The 16,465-nt window shown below is 48.2% G+C and carries 11 protein-coding genes; 4 read left to right on the top strand and 7 right to left on the bottom strand.

All coding sequences use genetic code 11. From position 1 onward, the window contains the following. Positions 1–7: 7 nt before the first annotated feature. Both ICN42_RS00255 and ICN42_RS00250 read right to left on the bottom strand, forming a co-directional pair. Positions 8–1,510, bottom strand: coding sequence for a tripartite tricarboxylate transporter permease (locus tag ICN42_RS00255; protein ID WP_216225291.1), 1,503 nt, complete (start codon positions 1,508–1,510; stop codon positions 8–10). 19 nt (positions 1,511–1,529) lie between these two features. Continuing rightward, positions 1,530–1,988, bottom strand: a complete 459-nt coding sequence (locus ICN42_RS00250) for a tripartite tricarboxylate transporter TctB family protein (protein ID WP_216249219.1) — start codon at positions 1,986–1,988, stop codon at positions 1,530–1,532. A gap of 125 nt (positions 1,989–2,113) precedes the next feature. Here ICN42_RS00250 and alaS point away from each other — a divergent pair, with 125 nt between their 5' ends. Together alaS and ICN42_RS00240 are read left to right on the top strand one after the other, a co-directional pair. After that, a complete protein-coding gene (gene alaS, locus ICN42_RS00245; protein ID WP_216249216.1) occupies positions 2,114–4,738 on the top strand; it encodes an alanine--tRNA ligase in 2,625 nt (874 codons plus the stop codon). An 8-nt stretch (positions 4,739–4,746) separates the two neighbouring features. Beyond that, positions 4,747–4,974, top strand: a complete 228-nt coding sequence (locus ICN42_RS00240; RefSeq protein ID WP_216252777.1) for a sulfurtransferase TusA family protein — start codon at positions 4,747–4,749, stop codon at positions 4,972–4,974. Positions 4,975–5,071: 97 nt separating this feature from the next. On the opposite strand, the gene galU is transcribed toward ICN42_RS00240, so the two are convergent. Next, positions 5,072–5,956 (bottom strand): UTP--glucose-1-phosphate uridylyltransferase GalU, encoded by an 885-nt coding sequence (galU, locus tag ICN42_RS00235; protein WP_216249202.1) that lies wholly within the window; start codon positions 5,954–5,956, stop codon positions 5,072–5,074. A gap of 51 nt (positions 5,957–6,007) precedes the next feature. Continuing rightward, positions 6,008–8,899, bottom strand: coding sequence for a valine--tRNA ligase (locus ICN42_RS00230; protein ID WP_216249199.1), 2,892 nt, complete (start codon positions 8,897–8,899; stop codon positions 6,008–6,010). A 24-nt stretch (positions 8,900–8,923) separates the two neighbouring features. Between ICN42_RS00230 and ICN42_RS00225 the strand changes: the two genes are divergently transcribed. Further along, positions 8,924–11,311, top strand: coding sequence for a UvrD-helicase domain-containing protein (locus tag ICN42_RS00225; RefSeq protein WP_216249196.1), 2,388 nt, complete (start codon positions 8,924–8,926; stop codon positions 11,309–11,311). 22 nt (positions 11,312–11,333) lie between these two features. On the opposite strand, the gene ICN42_RS00220 is transcribed toward ICN42_RS00225, so the two are convergent. Genes ICN42_RS00220 through ICN42_RS00210 form a run of 3 tightly spaced genes read right to left on the bottom strand, consistent with a single transcriptional unit; the run spans position 11,334 to position 13,541 of the window. Beyond that, positions 11,334–12,116, bottom strand: a complete 783-nt coding sequence (locus ICN42_RS00220) for a BPSS1780 family membrane protein (RefSeq protein ID WP_216249194.1) — start codon at positions 12,114–12,116, stop codon at positions 11,334–11,336. Beyond that, a complete protein-coding gene (locus tag ICN42_RS00215; protein WP_216249192.1) occupies positions 12,113–13,090 on the bottom strand; it encodes a homoserine kinase in 978 nt (325 codons plus the stop codon). Before ICN42_RS00215 ends, ICN42_RS00220 begins: the two co-directional genes overlap by 4 nt. 46 nt (positions 13,091–13,136) lie before the next feature. After that, a complete protein-coding gene (locus ICN42_RS00210) occupies positions 13,137–13,541 on the bottom strand; it encodes a hypothetical protein (RefSeq protein WP_255539190.1) in 405 nt (134 codons plus the stop codon). Between the two features lie 84 nt (positions 13,542–13,625). Here ICN42_RS00210 and polA point away from each other — a divergent pair, with 84 nt between their 5' ends. Beyond that, positions 13,626–16,454: a DNA polymerase I gene (polA, locus tag ICN42_RS00205; protein WP_216249187.1), complete on the top strand. Its 2,829-nt coding sequence runs from the start codon at positions 13,626–13,628 to the stop codon at positions 16,452–16,454. Positions 16,455–16,465: the final 11 nt, after the last annotated feature.

Raw genomic sequence — 16,465 nt, 5'->3', positions numbered from 1 at the left:
TCGAGAATTAATCTTCTACAAAAGCCTCTTCACGGGTTTTCTTCACCGCAGGAAGAGCCACGATCACAACCAAGAGGGCTGCTGCGATGAGCAAACCTAAAGATAGTGGACGGGTTACGAAGGTTGTGAAATCACCGCGTGACAACAATAAGGCGCGACGGAAGTTCTCTTCCATCATCGGTCCGAGCACGAATCCAAGCAGTAATGGAGGGGGTTCGCAACCGAGTTTGAAGAAGAGGTAGCCAATAATGCCAAAAGCGGCGGTGATGTATACGTCAAACACAGTGTTATTTACGGTGTAAACGCCGATACAGCAGAACACCAAAATGGCTGGGTACATAAAGCGATAAGGAATCTTCAAGAGCTTTACCCAAATACCAATGAGTGGCAAGTTCAAGAGAATCAACATCACGTTACCGATCCACATGGATGCGATCAGACCCCAGAACAAGGCTGGGTTGCTGGTCATCACCTGAGGACCTGGTTGAATGTTATGAATGGTCATTGCGCCAACCATCAAAGCCATCACCGCATTTGGCGGTATACCCAAAGTGAGCAATGGAATAAAGGAGGTTTGAGCGGCAGCGTTATTAGCAGCTTCCGGACCTGCTACACCCTCAATCGCACCTTTGCCAAACTCATGGCTGTACTTGGACGATTTCTTCTCGACAGAGTAGGCGCCAAAGGCAGCCAAAGCAGCGCCACCGCCCGGCAAGATTCCCAAAATAGAACCAATAGTGGTACCGCGCAAGATAGACGGAATCATGCGTTTTACATCTTGTTTGGTTGGGATCATGGTGGTCATCTTGTTCAAGAAGCCCTCATCCTCACCTTTTTTCTCAAGGTTGCCCATGATTTCAGCGAAGCCGAATACACCCATCGCCACGGCTACGAAACCAATGCCGTCACTTAATTCAGGGATGTCAAACGCGTAACGAGATACGCCAGAGTTCACATCGGTGCCAATCAAGCCCATCAAGAGGCCGAGGATGATCATGCCAATTGCCTTGATCAAAGAGCCTGATGCCAGAACAACTGCGCCAATTAAGCCCAACACCATTAAGGAGAAGTATTCGGCAGGACCAAACTTAAAGGCTAACTGGGACAAGGGGGCGGCAAAAGCAGCCAAAACCAAAGTCGCTACGCAACCAGCAAAGAATGACCCCATACCAGCGGTAAAGAGAGCCACGCCCGCTCGACCATTTCTGGCCATTTGGTAGCCATCAATCGCCGTCACCACCGAGGACGTCTCTCCTGGGATGTTGAGCAAAATCGCTGTTGTGGAGCCACCGTACTGAGAGCCGTAGTAAATACCAGCCAACATAATCAACGCGGCAATTGGAGGCAGGGCATAGGTTGCAGGCAATAGCATTGCAATCGTAGCAATTGGGCCTAAGCCAGGCAAAACACCAATTAAGGTACCCAATACACAGCCGATTAAGCAGTAAAGGAGATTTTGAAGAGTAAAGGCGGTATCGAAACCGAGGGCTAAATTAGCAAATAAGTCCATTTTTCAGTATCCCGGTCCGTTATTGAAGAAAGAAAGGTAGAAGTGGGAATTGAAGCTTCAAGCCCAATACAAACACCGAATAGGTAAAGGCAACAAGGAAAGTTGCATTGATCAAGGTGCCCTTCCAATGGAATTCATGACTCGCGCTAGCTGACATGAACACCAGTACAAATACCGCTACAACAAAGCCCATAGTTGGCAGAAGAATGCCGTAAAGCACTACGGAGCCAGTAATCAAGCCAATAATGCGCCAGTTGAATTTAGGAATGCTTTCGATGGCAGCCGTGGCGCCTAAGGACTTCACGAGCACCAATAAGCCCAAGAGGGTCATCAGAATACCAAGACAGAAGGGGAAGTATCCGGGCCCCATTTTGGCTGCAGTACCCATTGGGTATTGCGTTGCTATGATGGTAAAGAACAGGCCGATCACCATGTACATGATTCCAGCGCCGAAATCCCGTTGATTGCGAATTTTCAAGTTGAGCTCCTTGTTTATCGACTTAAATGCCGATCTATTTATTGATGTTACGGGATTGTAAGGCAGGATTGAGAAGGTTTACTTAGGGTTTGCCCCTGACTAGTGCCAATGCGATAATTATTCCCATGAAAGTCTCCCAAATTCGCCAGGCGTACCTGGACTACTTCGCCCAAAAAGGCCACCAAATTGTCCCTTCTAGCCCAGTGGTGCCTGGAGACGACCCTACCTTGCTATTTACGAATGCCGGGATGAACCAGTTTAAGGACGTCTTTTTAGGCTTTGATAAGCGCCCTTATAACCGCGCCACAACTGCTCAAAAATGTATCCGTGCCGGCGGCAAACACAATGACTTGGATAACGTTGGCTATACGGCTCGTCATCACACCTTCTTTGAAATGCTGGGTAATTTTTCTTTTGGAGATTACTTTAAGAAAGATGCGATTCAGTTTGCCTGGGGCTTATTGACTGAAGTCTTTAAGCTTCCCGAAGAAAAGTTGCTTGTCACTGTGTATGCAGAAGACGACGAAGCTTATGAGATTTGGAATAAGCAAATCGGCGTTCCTGCTGAGCGCATTATTCGTATTGGCGATAACAAGGGTGCTCGTTACGCTTCAGACAACTTCTGGATGATGGGCGACACAGGCCCATGCGGCCCTTGTACTGAAATCTTTTATGACCATGGCGCTCATATCGCTGGTGGCCCTCCAGGAAGCCCTGATGAGGATGGTGATCGCTACATCGAGATCTGGAATAACGTATTTATGCAGTTCAATCGCGATGAAGCGGGCAATATGCATCCATTGCCTAAGCCTAGCGTAGATACCGGCATGGGTCTTGAGCGGATTGCTGCTGTTTTACAGCACGTGCATTCCAATTACGAGATTGATCTTTTTGTTAATTTGCTCAAGGCAGCTAAAGAAGCTGTCGATGCCGCTGGTGGCGAGAATTGTGATCCAGCTAGCCCATCTCTTAAAGTAATTGCGGATCACATTCGTGCCTGTAGTTTTATCGTAGTGGATGGCGTGATCCCGGGCAATGCGGGTCGTGGCTATGTGTTGCGCCGTATTACACGCCGTGCGATTCGCCATGGCTATAAATTGGGTGCGCGCAAACCTTTCTTCTATCAACTCGTTCCCGCGCTCGTAAAGGAGATGGGTCAGGCTTATCCAGAGCTACAGGCAGCAAAAGATAAAGTAAGTGAAGTAATTAAGCAGGAAGAGGAGCGTTTCTTTCAGACCATTGCTAATGGCATGGAAATTTTGGAAGGCGCTCTTGCTGGTGGGGCCAAAACGGTTGATGGTGAGACTGCTTTCCGTTTACACGATACCTTTGGCTTCCCATTAGATTTGACTGCGGACGTTTGCCGCGAACGTGATGTCACGGTCGACGCTGAAGGTTTCGAGTTGGCAATGCAAAAGCAACGCGACCAAGCGAGAGCGGCCGGTAAGTTTAAAGTGGCTCAAGGTCTAGAGTACTCCGGCAAACCCACTCAGTTCCATGGCTACGATACTCTGAAGCATGAGGGCGCCAAAGTCACTGCGCTATATGTGGACGGCTCTGCCGTGCAGTCTGTGAAAGCTGGCGATGCCGCAGTAATCGTATTAGATAACACCCCTTTTTATGCGGAGTCTGGTGGACAGGTTGGCGATAAGGGCGAGTTGCGCAATGAAGCGGTGCGCTTTGCTGTTGAGGATACTTTTAAGATTCAGGCCGATGTATTTGGTCATCAGGGTGAAGTACTCGAGGGTGAGCTTAAGGTGGGCGACACACTGAATGCCCTAGTGGATGCTGAGCAAAGAACTGAAATCATGCGCAACCACAGCGCTACGCATATTCTGCATAAAGCATTGCGCGAAGTATTGGGTGACCATGTGCAACAAAAAGGTTCATTGGTTGACGCCAGCAAAACCCGTTTTGACTTTACGCACAATGCCCCTATAACTGCTGCAGAGCTTCGACGGGTTGAAGATATTGTGAATGCCGAGATTCTGGCGAATACCGCAACCTCCGGAAAAGTGATGTCTCTAGATGATGCGCAAAAAACCGGCGCCATGATGCTCTTTGGTGAAAAGTATGGCGACGAAGTTCGCGTACTAGAAATCGGTAGCTCTAAGGAGCTATGCGGCGGAACTCACGTTGGGCGTACTGGTGATATCGGTAGCTTGAAGATTGTTTCTGAAGGTGGTGTAGCTGCTGGAATTCGTCGTGTTGAGGCGGTCACTGGCAGAAACGCTTTGAACTTCTTGCAAGGCTTAGAAGATAGGATCAACGAAGCGGCAACGATTCTTAAAACCCATCCAGGAGATTTGGTAAATCGGGTTACCCAGCTTCAAGACAGCTTGCGTCAGGCTGAGCGAGAGTTAGATAAAGTCAATTCCAAACTTGCTGCAAGCCAAGGTGATGAGTTGGCAACACAAGCGATTGATGTCAATGGCCTTAAGGTATTAGCGGCGCGCTTGGATGGTGCTGATGCGCAGGTCTTACGCGAGACCATGGATGCCTTGAAAGCGAAGCTGAAAACAGCAGCGATTGTCTTGGCTTCTGTTCAGGGCGATAAGGTCAGTTTGATCGCAGGCGTTACCGCGGACTCAATTGCTAAAGTCAAAGCAGGTGACTTGGTGAACTTTGTTGCCCAGCAAGTGGGCGGTAAGGGTGGCGGTAAGCCAGAAATGGCGATGGCCGGCGGTACGGATCCTAGTAAGTTGGGCGCGGCTTTGGCTGGCGTTAAAGATTGGGTGGCCTCGAAATGAGTGATGCTATCGAATTTAATCTTGAAGTCGATGCGATTGGTATGAACTGCCCGCTTCCCATCTTGCGCACTAAAAAAGCCCTAGCCACCATGCAATCAGGCGAAGTATTGAAAGTGAAAGCAACCGATGCTGGTGCTGCGCATGACTTTCCCGCCTTTGCCAAACAGACGGGTAATGAGTTGCTCTCCAGCACTACCGAGGGCGATATCTTGGTATTCTTTTTAAAGAGAAGATAAGACTCCTTAAATACTGGAAACTCTCAGTACCAAACAAAAAGGCAGAAATCACTTTCTGCCTTTTTGTTTTTATCTCACGGAAGATAGTGTTTAAGGCCTAAGTTAAAGAACGACTCTTTAAGTACGCTGCAAACTCAGTACTCACTTCGGGATGCCGCAAAGCAAATTCCACGGAAGCTTTGAGGTAGCCTAGCTTACTGCCACAGTCGTAACGCACTCCATCATATTCATAAGCAAATACTGGCTCTTCTTTGAGTAAAGAGGCAATCGCATCAGTCAGCTGAATTTCACCGCCAGCGCCGGGCTTGAGATTGCGAATATGCTTAAAGATGTCTGAAGATAAAACATAGCGACCTACTACCGCTAAGTTAGAGGGGGCGTCTTGGGGCTGTGGTTTCTCCACAATGCCATCTAGACGATAAATTCCTTTGGATACTTCTGTCCCAGAAATAATTCCATAGGAACTACTTTTAGATGGGTCGATCTTTTCCACTGCCAAGACAGAGCCGTTTTGCTCGTCAAATACTCTCAGCATTTGCTGGAGTACTGGGGGCTGGCCATCAAGCAAGTCATCTGCGAGGATGATGGCAAAAGGCTCATCACGCACAAGCTTTTCTGCACACAAGACAGCGTGACCCAGGCCAAGTGCCTCTGGCTGGCGTACATAGACGCAATCGACATGGCTTGGCTTGACGCTACGTACGATCTCTAGCAAGGCCTGCTTATTCTTTGCCTCGAGTTCAGCTTCTAATTCATAAGCTTTATCAAAGTGATCTTCGATTGCGCGCTTGCTACGGCCAGTTACGAAAATCATTTCGGTGATGCCAGCGGCAATCGCCTCTTCAACCGCATACTGAATCAGTGGCTTATCAACGACATTCAGCATTTCTTTTGGGCTAGCTTTAGTAGCAGGTAAGAATCGCGTCCCTAGACCTGCAACTGGGAAGACTGCTTTGGTTACGGCTTTAGTGCTTAATGGCATGGAAATTCCGATCGCTTTAGGCTTTACTTTATTTACTTGAGTTAGCTACTGTTATTTCAGTCGTTCTAATTGTGCAACAAGCTTCTCATGATTTTGCTCAAAGCCAGCAAGACGTTGCTTTTCTTGGGCAACCACCTCTTCTGGGGCGCGAGCCACAAAGCTCTCATTGCCAAGTTTGCTACGTGCCTTCGTTATCTCATTGGCCAAGCGCTCAATTTCTTTGCCCAGGCGAATTCTCTCGGCTGCTACGTCTACTTCAATTTTGAGCAATAGCTTGAAATCGCCAACCAAGGCCATTGGGGCGCCAGGAGCATCTTTTTCTAAAGCAGATTCGTCATCGTAGATTTTGACTTCTGATAACTTGGCTAAGGCAGTAATGTATGGGCTTGCCTGTCTCAGAAAGTCTTGCGGCCCACTAATCCAGAGGGGCACCTTGAGCGCGGGAGAGACTTGCATCTCGCCACGCAGATTACGACAGGCATCTACGATGGATTTAATTTGCGCAACCCAAGCTTCACTTTGCTCGTCAATCTTATCGAGCTGAGCAACGGGGTAAGGCTGTAGAGCAATGGTTTGCTTATCTTGCTTAGCTAATTCTTTACCAATCTTTGGCCCAACGGTTTGCCAGAGGGTTTCAGTAATGAATGGAATCAGCGGATGAGCCATGCGCAAAATGGTTTCTAGAACACGCAAGAGCGTTCTGCGAGTAGCACGTTGCTGTGCAGGGGTACCTGTTTGCAATTGAACTTTTGCCAATTCTAAATACCAATCGCAGTATTCATCCCAAACAAACTGATAAATACTGGTAGCGATATTGTCAAAGCGATAGTTTTGGAAACCTTTGGCTACATCAGCCTCTGTTCTTTGTAATAAAGAAACGATCCATTTATCCGCTGCTGAAAAATCAAGATAACCATCTGGACCACATTGGTTATCACATGGTGCAAAACCATTTTCTTCATCATTGCCAGGGCAGTTCATGAGAACGAAGCGGGTGGCGTTCCACAACTTGTTGCAAAAGTTGCGATAGCCCTCGCAGCGCTTCTGATCAAAGTTAATGTTGCGGCCAAGTGACGCCAGTGAGGCAAAAGTAAAGCGCAAAGCATCCGTACCAAACGCGGGAATCCCTTCCGGAAACTCTTTCTTAGTCTTTTTGCCAATACTTTCAGCTTGCCTAGGATTCATCAAGCCAGTAGTCCGCTTGGACACTAAGTCTTCAATCTTGATGCCGTCAATCAAATCAATGGGATCCAAGGTATTCCCCTTAGATTTGCTCATCTTCTGGCCTTCGGCATCACGCACTAAGCCATGAACGTAGACGGTATGGAACGGCACCTTGCCCGTGAAATGGCAAGTCATCATGACCATTCTGGCTACCCAGAAGAAGATAATGTCAAAACCAGTCACTAGGACGGATGAGGGCAAGAAATGGTTTAGTGCAGGCGTTTCCTCAGGCCAGCCTAATGAGCTAAATGGCACGAGCGCAGAGCTAAACCAAGTATCTAAAACATCAGGATCACGATTCAGTTGGCCGGTGTAGCCGGCAGCAGTGGCTTTGGCTTGCGCCTCTTCTTCGGAGCGGCCTACAAAAATCTGACCATCATCGCCATACCAGGCGGGGATTTGATGACCCCACCAGAGTTGACGAGAGATGCACCAGTCCTGAATATTTTCCAGCCACTGCGAATAAGTGCTGATCCAGTTTTCTGGAACCAGTTTGATATCGCCTTTAGTTACCGCATCTAAAGCAGCGCCAGCGATGGATGAACCAGGTTGGTATTTATTGTCAGGACTTGGTTTTGATACCGCAACAAACCATTGGTCTGTGAGCATTGGCTCAATGATGGTTTGAGTGCGATCACCACGTGGCACCATTAATTTGTGAGGCTGAACTTTATCTAGTAGTCCTGCTGTTTCAAGGTCAGCAACGATTTGTTTGCGTGCGGCAAAGCGCTCAAGACCTTGATAAGCGGCAGGAGCATTTTCATTAATCTTGGCATCGAGAGTCAAAATATTAATGAGTGGCAATTGGTGGCGCTGTCCAACGGCATAGTCATTGAAATCGTGTGCAGGCGTCACTTTAACTACGCCAGTACCAAAAGCTAAATCAACGTAGTCATCCGCAATGATCGGAATTTCCCGATTGCAGAGTGGTAGCTGTACTGACTTGCCAATGAGGTGTTTATAGCGCTCGTCTTCTGGGTTGACCATGACGGCGACGTCGCCCAATAAGGTCTCTGGGCGAGTGGTGGCAACGGTCAGGTGTCCAGAGCCATCCGCTAATGGATAGCGGATATGCCACATGGAGCCATCTTCTTCTTCGCTCACTACTTCCAAATCTGAAACTGCGGTACCTAGAACTGGATCCCAGTTCACTAAACGTTTGCCGCGGTAAATTAATCCCTGCTCATGCAAACGAACGAATACTTCGACAACTGCTTTGGACATCTTGCTGTCCATCGTGAAATATTCTTTACCCCAATCAATCGAAGCACCTAAACGACGAATCTGACGGGTGATGGTATTGCCAGAGGTTTCTTTCCACTCCCAAACTTTTTCTAAAAATTTCTCACGACCTAAATCATGACGAGAAACTTTCTGTGCATCCAGCTGACGCTCAACGACGATTTGCGTAGCGATACCGGCATGGTCTGTGCCTGGAACCCACAAGGTATTTTTGCCAGACATGCGGGCATGACGCACTAAGCCATCCATGATGGTTTGGTTAAAGGCGTGACCCATATGAAGGGTGCCAGTCACATTCGGTGGTGGTAACTGAATCGAGAAGTCTCCCTTGCCCTCATCTAGGGTGGCGTCGGCAATGCCTCGGCGTTCCCATTCCGGACCCCAATAAGCTTCAATTGGGGCGGGTTCGTAGGATTTGGCTAGTTCGTCTAAAGAACTGGCCGCTGATGAATTAGGGGTATTCGAAGCATTTGGCATAAGAGGCAAATTATAATTGGGGCGATGTACTCAGACTTGCTCGCAAACCTTAATCCAGAACAACGCGAGGCAGTGACCCTCCCGCCTGTTAATTCAAATGGCCAAGCCCAGTCAGCCCTCATTTTGGCTGGCGCTGGTAGCGGAAAGACCCGCGTCCTCACCACCCGTATAGCTTGGTTGATCCAAACGGGTCAAGTTTCGCCCATTGGGGTCCTAGCGGTGACCTTCACTAATAAGGCCGCTAAAGAGATGATGTTGCGCTTAAGCGCCATGTTGCCCATTAATACCCGTGGTATGTGGATTGGCACTTTTCATGGTCTTTGCAACCGTTTATTGCGTGCGCATCACAAAGAAGCGGGTTTACCGTCCACTTTTCAGATTTTGGATACCCAAGATCAACTTTCTGCCATTAAGCGCCTTTTGAAGGGTTTAAAGGTCGATGATGAAAAATATCCTCCTAAGCAGTTGCAATACTTCATTGCGCATGCCAAAGAGCGCGGCCAACGCGCTCGCGAACTATCGGTTGGTGATGACTTTCAAGCCAAGATGGCACAGCTGTATGAAGCTTACGACGAGCAATGTCAACGTGAAGGCGTAGTCGACTTTGCAGAACTCTTATTGCGCAGCTATGAACTGCTTAAACATAACGAAGCGATTCGGACACATTATCAAGAGCGCTTCCGTCATATTTTGATTGATGAGTTTCAAGATACCAATGCGCTCCAATACGCTTGGCTGAAATTACTTTCCGGTCACGATGCCAGCCGTGTGAATGTGAGTAGCGCTGGAAGTAGTGCAGTCTTCGCGGTGGGTGATGACGATCAAAGTATTTATGCATTCCGCGGTGCCGATGTAGAGAACATGCGTCTTTATGAAAAGCAATATCACCCCATGATGGTCAAGCTTGAGCAAAACTACCGCTCGCATGGTCATATTCTCAATACCGCAAACTATTTAATTTCCAATAACACGGATCGTCTTGGTAAAAACCTGCGCACCGATGCAGGTCATGGCGAGCCCGTCCGCATCTACGATGCACCAAGCGATCACGCTGAAGCGGCGTGGCTTGTAGATGAAATCAAAGCCTTGGTAAATAGCGGTATCAAGCGTACTGAAGTAGCCTTGCTCTATAGAAGCAATGCGCAATCACGCATCATTGAGCATGCTTTGTTTTCCGCTGCCATTCCCTATCGTGTGTATGGCGGATTACGCTTCTTCGAGCGCGCCGAGATTAAGCATGCCTTAGCGTATTTACGTCTTCTAGAAAATCCGAACGACGATACCTCCTTCTCACGAGTAGTTAATTTCCCGACACGCGGTATTGGCGCAAGATCCATTGAGGCTGTGCAAGATGCGGCGCGTGCTCAGAATAGCTCGCTGTATCTAGCGGCATCTACATTGGATGGCAAGGCTGGCGCCTCCTTGGGTGGCTTTGTGCGTTTGGTGGATCACATGCGCGAGGCGACTCGCCACAATACCTTGCCTGAAACCGTTGAGTTTGTGATTCAGAATAGCGGCTTGATTCAGCACTACCTCTCAGAGCGTGAAGGACAAGATCGCGTAGAAAATTTACAAGAATTAATCAATGCCGCAACCGCATTTATTGCGGAAGAAGGTTATGGCCAGGACGCAACTGCTGCCACGCTACCGGGTGAGAATGCGCCTGGTGTAGTGGAAGTCTCACCATTAGCTGCATTTCTATCGCATGCTTCATTAGAGGCTGGGGATAACCAAGCCCAAGCGGGTCAAGATGCTGTTCAGCTGATGACTGTTCACTCTGCTAAAGGCTTAGAATTCACCGCGGTATTTATTACTGGCTTAGAAGAAGGCTTGTTCCCACACGAGAACAGTATTAATGAGCAAAACGGATTAGAGGAAGAGCGTCGCCTCATGTATGTCGCGATTACCCGCGCTAAAGAGCGTCTCTATCTCTCTCATACGCAGTCACGGATGCTGCACGGTCAAGTGCGTTACAACATGCCGTCACGCTTCTTAGAAGAGTTGCCTTCCGATTCGCTAAAGTGGCTCACTCCAAAAATGAAGGATGCTCGTTGGGGTGGCACTACCAGTGGAAATGGCGGTCGCTCAGGATCCACTTGGCAAGATGGCTATACCCGTCAGCGCGAGTTCGGATCTAACGATTTCTTTGACAGCAGTAATGAGCGTGAACGGCCCGCTAAACAACTGGGTCGCGTTGGCTCTGCCTCAACCTCTGTTACCAGAATGGCTTCACCACCACGAGGTAATTATCCATTTACGATTGGGCAAAATGTTTTTCACACGAAGTTTGGTGAGGGGCGGGTGACTGGTTTAGAGGGTAATGATGCTGATGCGCGGGCTCAAGTCAATTTCAAGCGCCACGGTGTGAAATGGTTGCAACTCAGTATCGCTAAGCTTGCGGCAATAGACTAACTACTGATAAATAAGAGGCTAGTTAAGCAATGAGCGTTGCCGATTCTTTTTCGGCAAAGCACGCTTTCCAGGTAGCAAAGAACGAGCAATGCATCACGGTGAGTCCTGCCATGGAAATTGGCGCGATGATGAATGATGCGGCTTGACTTAAATCTAGAGCATCTAAGATAGAGCCAATCGTGAGGGGAATCGCAATTAAGATCGCGCCCCAAATCGCGATATATAAAAAGAATGCGCCACGATTTGTCCAGCAAGCAATCGCACTGGAAAAGAGTGCCTGTGATACTGGCATATCAGCCCAAGCAACTAGTACAGGTGAGAACCACATCAGCATTGCTACTGGCACATAGAGCAGGCCACCAAAAAAAAGAATCAGATAAATCTGACGAACTGCCTCTGGAGTGATGGGCTTATCGCTAGTCATCAACGGAAGTAGCAACTCAAAGTCTACAAGCAGGCTCAAGATAAAGCTGAGCACTAGGATCAGTGCGGCGTATACGAGACCCAATTGAAGAATCCGTTTACGAATTAATGGAGTCGATTGCAGAGCAATGACATATACCGATGGACGAATCCGTTCTTTTTGAATCGCTTGGCGACAGGCAGTCATAAAGCCAACCGATAAAGTGGGGGTAAGTAATAAAACGGCAAAGACGCCAATCACAGGAACGAGTACGGCAAGCTGTGCCACAAACACATACATGAATACCAACATTAAAAATCCCAAAGGATTTTGTTTGAACAGCCAAATGCCTTGGCGTATCCAGGTGTAGCCTTCTTTCGGGGCGACGGAGTTTAGTTTCATATTGCTTTGCGGCTTAAGAGAATATTTTCAAAATGACGGGGGTCATGCGGCGTGAGCATTTGAGCATCACGCGGTAAGTAAAAATCCCACAGGCGTGAAATCCAAAACCGCAGAGCCGCGGCACGCATCATCAGGGGCCAGCTTACCTGTTCTTCCTTAGTGAGTGGGCGAACAGCCTGATAGGCATCCATTAGCGCTTTAAAGCGGACAGGATCTAAATCTTGTTTGTTCTCAGCAAGACACCAATCGTTTACGGTGACTGCTAAATCAAATAACCACTTATCTGTTCCGGCAAAATAAAAGTCAAAGAATCCGCCGAGCTGATCTTGAGATGTATCACTGGCGCCACGCGGATCAAAAAGCACATTATCTCTAAAGAGATCGCAATGGCTTGCGCCTTGTGGCAGCAATGCATATGCTTCAGAAGCAAAGAATTGTTCTTGATCGGTAAGCTCAGTTGTAAGTAATTCTTTCTGTGTATCGCTCAAGTGCGACAAGACTTGTGGAACTGTTTTTTGCCACCAAGAAAGGCTGCGAAGATTTTCTTGGGTGCCCTTGAAGTCGCTGCTTGCCAAATGCATTTTTGCCAAGTTCTCACCAACTAAGGCGCAATGATTTACTTCGGGCGCTAGCCTGGAAAGTCCAGGTAGCTTACTCACAATGGCAGCAGGCTTACCTTTGAGGGTAAATAGAATGTGCCCCTGTTTATTTTCAAGTGGCTTGGGAACTGGAATGCCTTTGTTGGCCAGGTGACGCATCAACTCCAAATAGTAGGGGAGTTGCTCTGCTGAGAGTCTTTCAAAAATAGTGAGTACATATTCTTGTTTTTTCCCATCCTTCTCAGTATCGAGAAAGAAATTGGAGTTCTCGATACCACCATGAATTCCACGAATCTCGACTGCTTGCCCAATATCAAAATCTCTTGCGATCCAATCGGCAATATCGCTCAATTCAATAGGTGTAAAGACAGCCATGACTAAAAATAAAGGGAGCGAATGATCAGGTTCAGAGAATCAGTGATTAAAAAGGAATGCTGATGCTAGGAACGCTGAGTAATTCAGTTTCTTTTGGTACGCCTGGCATGACTGTTGTAGGAGGCGCCATCTCGTAGCTGGTGTAGCGTGTCTTCACATCTACCTGAGTTGGTGAATTGGCATCCTTGTATTCCGTTACTTCAGTGCCAGTCGCCTCTTTGTGCTGAAAGCTGGGTTTGCGGCTCTGGGTGGCATTTGTCACATCGGACGCGCTCACTGCAGGTGCTAATGGCTGGCTATTAATACGCTGTAGCTCAGAAGGGCTTAGCGCTTGAGAATTGTTCTGAGCGTACGCTGAGTGCAGGCCAAAAGAGGCAAAAGCCACTAAAAAGCTTGCAAGAACAAGGGCTTGGCTCAAGGAAGAGTGGAGTAAGTTAGTTAGAGCATGCATCATTTTTCACCTTTTTAGGCCTCTTTTCAGGAGGATTTGAACCTGATCTGTAGGCAGTTAGCAACTAGATTGTACGATTGCGGTATGACTAAACATAGACTCTTGTTGGTAGACGGTTCTAGCTACCTCTATCGCGCCTTTCATGCCATGCCAGACCTCAGAAATGGGGCGGGTGACCCAACGGGTGCAATCTACGGCATGGTCAATATGATGCGCCGGGCTCGCTCGGAACTCAAGGCCGACCATATTGCTTGTGTTTTCGACGCCAAAGGCAAGACCTTTAGAGATGAAATGTATTCGGAGTACAAGGCGCACCGCTCTCCCATGCCGGAAGATTTGGTTAAGCAGATTGAGCCTATTCATGCCATGGTGAAGGCATTGGGCTGGCCGGTATTGATGGTTTCAGGGGTTGAGGCGGATGATGTGATCGGAACCCTAGCTTGCCAGGCTACCCAAGCGGGCTGGGAAACCATTATTTCTACTGGCGACAAAGATTTGGCCCAGTTGGTCAATCCATCAGTCACCTTAATTAATACGATGACCGATGAAAAGCTGGATATCGATGGTGTCATTGCCAAATTCGGCGTACCTCCCGAGCGCATCGTAGATTACCTATCGATCATTGGGGATACGGTCGATAACGTACCCGGTGTTCCTAAGGCTGGTCCTAAAACAGCGAATAAATGGTTGGCTGAGTTTGGTGACTTAGATAATTTGATGGCAAATGCTGATCAAGTGAAAGGCGTTGTGGGGGAGAACCTGCGTAACAGTTTGCAGTGGCTCCCACAAGCTCGCCAGCTCATTACTGTCAAAACGGATTGTGATTTATCTCCACACCTTCCAGGCTTGGATGATCTGCATGCGAAACCAGAGGATGCGCCACTCTTACGAGAATTATTTGAGCGCTACGCATTTAAGACTTGGCTGCGTGATGTGGAAAAGCAACTTGGAGGGGTAGCGCCTGAAGCTAGCGGAGGTTTTGATTTAGCTGGAAGCCCTATCAAAAATACCTCTGAAGAAAATATAACAGTTGCAGCCAAGAAGTTTGGCCCAACCGCAACTGCAGCGACAACGGCCTTATCGCAAGAGACGACTGATATGCAGGGCGCAATAGCCAAGCACTATGAATGTGTTGTTGATGAAGTAGCGCTAGATCATTGGATTAAAAAAATTGAGGGTGCGCCACTCACTGCTGTTGATACGGAAACGACTGGCTTAGATGCGCTGGCTGCGGAGCTTGTTGGCATCTCGCTGAGTGTCACTCCTGGAGAGGCATGCTACATACCAGTAGCGCACCGTAATGGAGAAACCCAACTTAATCGTGAACTCGTTTTGAAGTGCCTGAAACCTTGGCTCGAGAGCGCTACGCAGTTAAAGGTCGGTCAAAACCTCAAGTACGACAGTCATATTTTTGCGAACTATGGCATTACCTTGCAGGGTATTGCGTTTGACACCATGCTGGAATCTTATGTGCTTGAATCGCACATGCCGCACAATATGGATAGCCTGGCTGAGCGCCATCTTGGCATGAAGACTATTCGGTACGAAGAGGTATGCGGTAAAGGCGTGCATCAGATTGGCTTTGATCAAGTGGACTTGAAGATTGCGACAGATTACGCCGCTGAAGATGCCGACATTACCTTGCGCTTGCATCAAGTGTTGTGGCCACAAATTCAGGAGAGCCCGGGGCTCTTGTATGTCTATGAGCATATAGAGATGCCAGCAATGCGTGTCCTTGGGATCATGGAGCGTAATGGCATTCGGATTGATTCAGCGCTGCTGTCCCAACAAGGTCAAGAGGTTGGTAAACGTCTGCTGGCTTTAGAGGGTGAGATTCATAAGCTAGCTGGGCAGCCTTTTAATATTCAGTCCCCCAAACAGATTGCAGAAATTTTGTTTGGACAGTTGGAGCTTCCAGTAATTAAGAAGACGCCGTCGGGTGCGCCATCGACTGATGAAGAGGTATTGCAGAAGCTAGCTGAAGATTATCCTTTGCCTGCGCGCATCTTGGATTACCGTAGTCTCGCTAAATTAATGTCGACCTATATCGAGAAACTGCCGCGCATGGCTGACCCAAAAACAGGGCGCGTACACACGAGTTTTTCTCAGGCGACCGCAGTGACAGGGCGTTTGGCTTCAAGCGATCCGAACTTGCAAAATATCCCTGTACGCACAGAAGAGGGTCGTCGCATTCGTGAGGCGTTTATTCCGGCTGAAGGTTGTAAGTTGCTCTCAGCTGATTATTCTCAAATTGAATTACGCATCATGGCGCATATTGCCGAAGACGCGAATTTACTAGCCGCATTCGCTGCTGGTAAAGACGTGCACCAAGCCACGGCTGCTGAGATTTTTGGAGTGCCACTGGAAAGTGTTACCTCAGAGCAGCGTCGTTATGCCAAGGTGATTAATTTTGGCTTGATTTATGGCATGAGTGCTTTTGGTCTGGCTGGCAACTTGGGGATTGAGCGCTCAGCTGCCCAAAATTACATTGCCAAGTACTTTGACCGCTATCCGGGGGTGGCCCAATACATGGAACGTACTCGTCAGGAGGCCAGGGAGAATGGCTATGTTGAGACGGTATTTGGAAGGCGCCTATGGTTACCAGAGATTAAGGGGTCGAACGGTCCACGCCGTCAAGGCGCGGAGCGGGCCGCGATTAATGCGCCGATGCAAGGAACGGCAGCTGATTTGATTAAATTAGCCATGATTGCGGTCGAGAACTGGTTGGAAAAAGAACAGTTAAAGACGCGGATGTTGCTGCAGGTGCATGATGAGTTGGTGTTTGATGTGCCTTTTGATGAGCTCGAGCTCTTGCAGGCAAAACTACCAGATTTGATGTGTAAGGTAGCGGAGTTAAAGGTTCCATTGGTGGTTGGTATTGGGATTGGCGATAATTGGGAAGAAGCGCACTAAATTAGGTTAGG

Origin of the sequence: Polynucleobacter sp. 71A-WALBACH (genome assembly GCF_018882365.1) — a bacterium.
Classification (GTDB): domain Bacteria; phylum Pseudomonadota; class Gammaproteobacteria; order Burkholderiales; family Burkholderiaceae; genus Polynucleobacter.
The sequence above is the reverse complement of the archived record's forward strand: the minus strand, read 5'-3'. Positions and strand labels throughout refer to the sequence as shown.

Coding starts and splice junctions, on each gene's coding strand:
- polA (WP_216249187.1), top strand. CDS start 13,626: ATGACTAAACATAGACTCTTGTTGGTAGACGGTTCTAGCTACCTCTAT.
- ICN42_RS00230 (WP_216249199.1), bottom strand. CDS start 8,899: ATGCCAAATGCTTCGAATACCCCTAATTCATCAGCGGCCAGTTCTTTA.
- galU (WP_216249202.1), bottom strand. CDS start 5,956: ATGCCATTAAGCACTAAAGCCGTAACCAAAGCAGTCTTCCCAGTTGCA.
- alaS (WP_216249216.1), top strand. CDS start 2,114: ATGAAAGTCTCCCAAATTCGCCAGGCGTACCTGGACTACTTCGCCCAA.
- ICN42_RS00225 (WP_216249196.1), top strand. CDS start 8,924: ATGTACTCAGACTTGCTCGCAAACCTTAATCCAGAACAACGCGAGGCA.
- ICN42_RS00215 (WP_216249192.1), bottom strand. CDS start 13,090: ATGGCTGTCTTTACACCTATTGAATTGAGCGATATTGCCGATTGGATC.
- ICN42_RS00255 (WP_216225291.1), bottom strand. CDS start 1,510: ATGGACTTATTTGCTAATTTAGCCCTCGGTTTCGATACCGCCTTTACT.
- ICN42_RS00210 (WP_255539190.1), bottom strand. CDS start 13,541: ATGCATGCTCTAACTAACTTACTCCACTCTTCCTTGAGCCAAGCCCTT.
- ICN42_RS00220 (WP_216249194.1), bottom strand. CDS start 12,116: ATGAAACTAAACTCCGTCGCCCCGAAAGAAGGCTACACCTGGATACGC.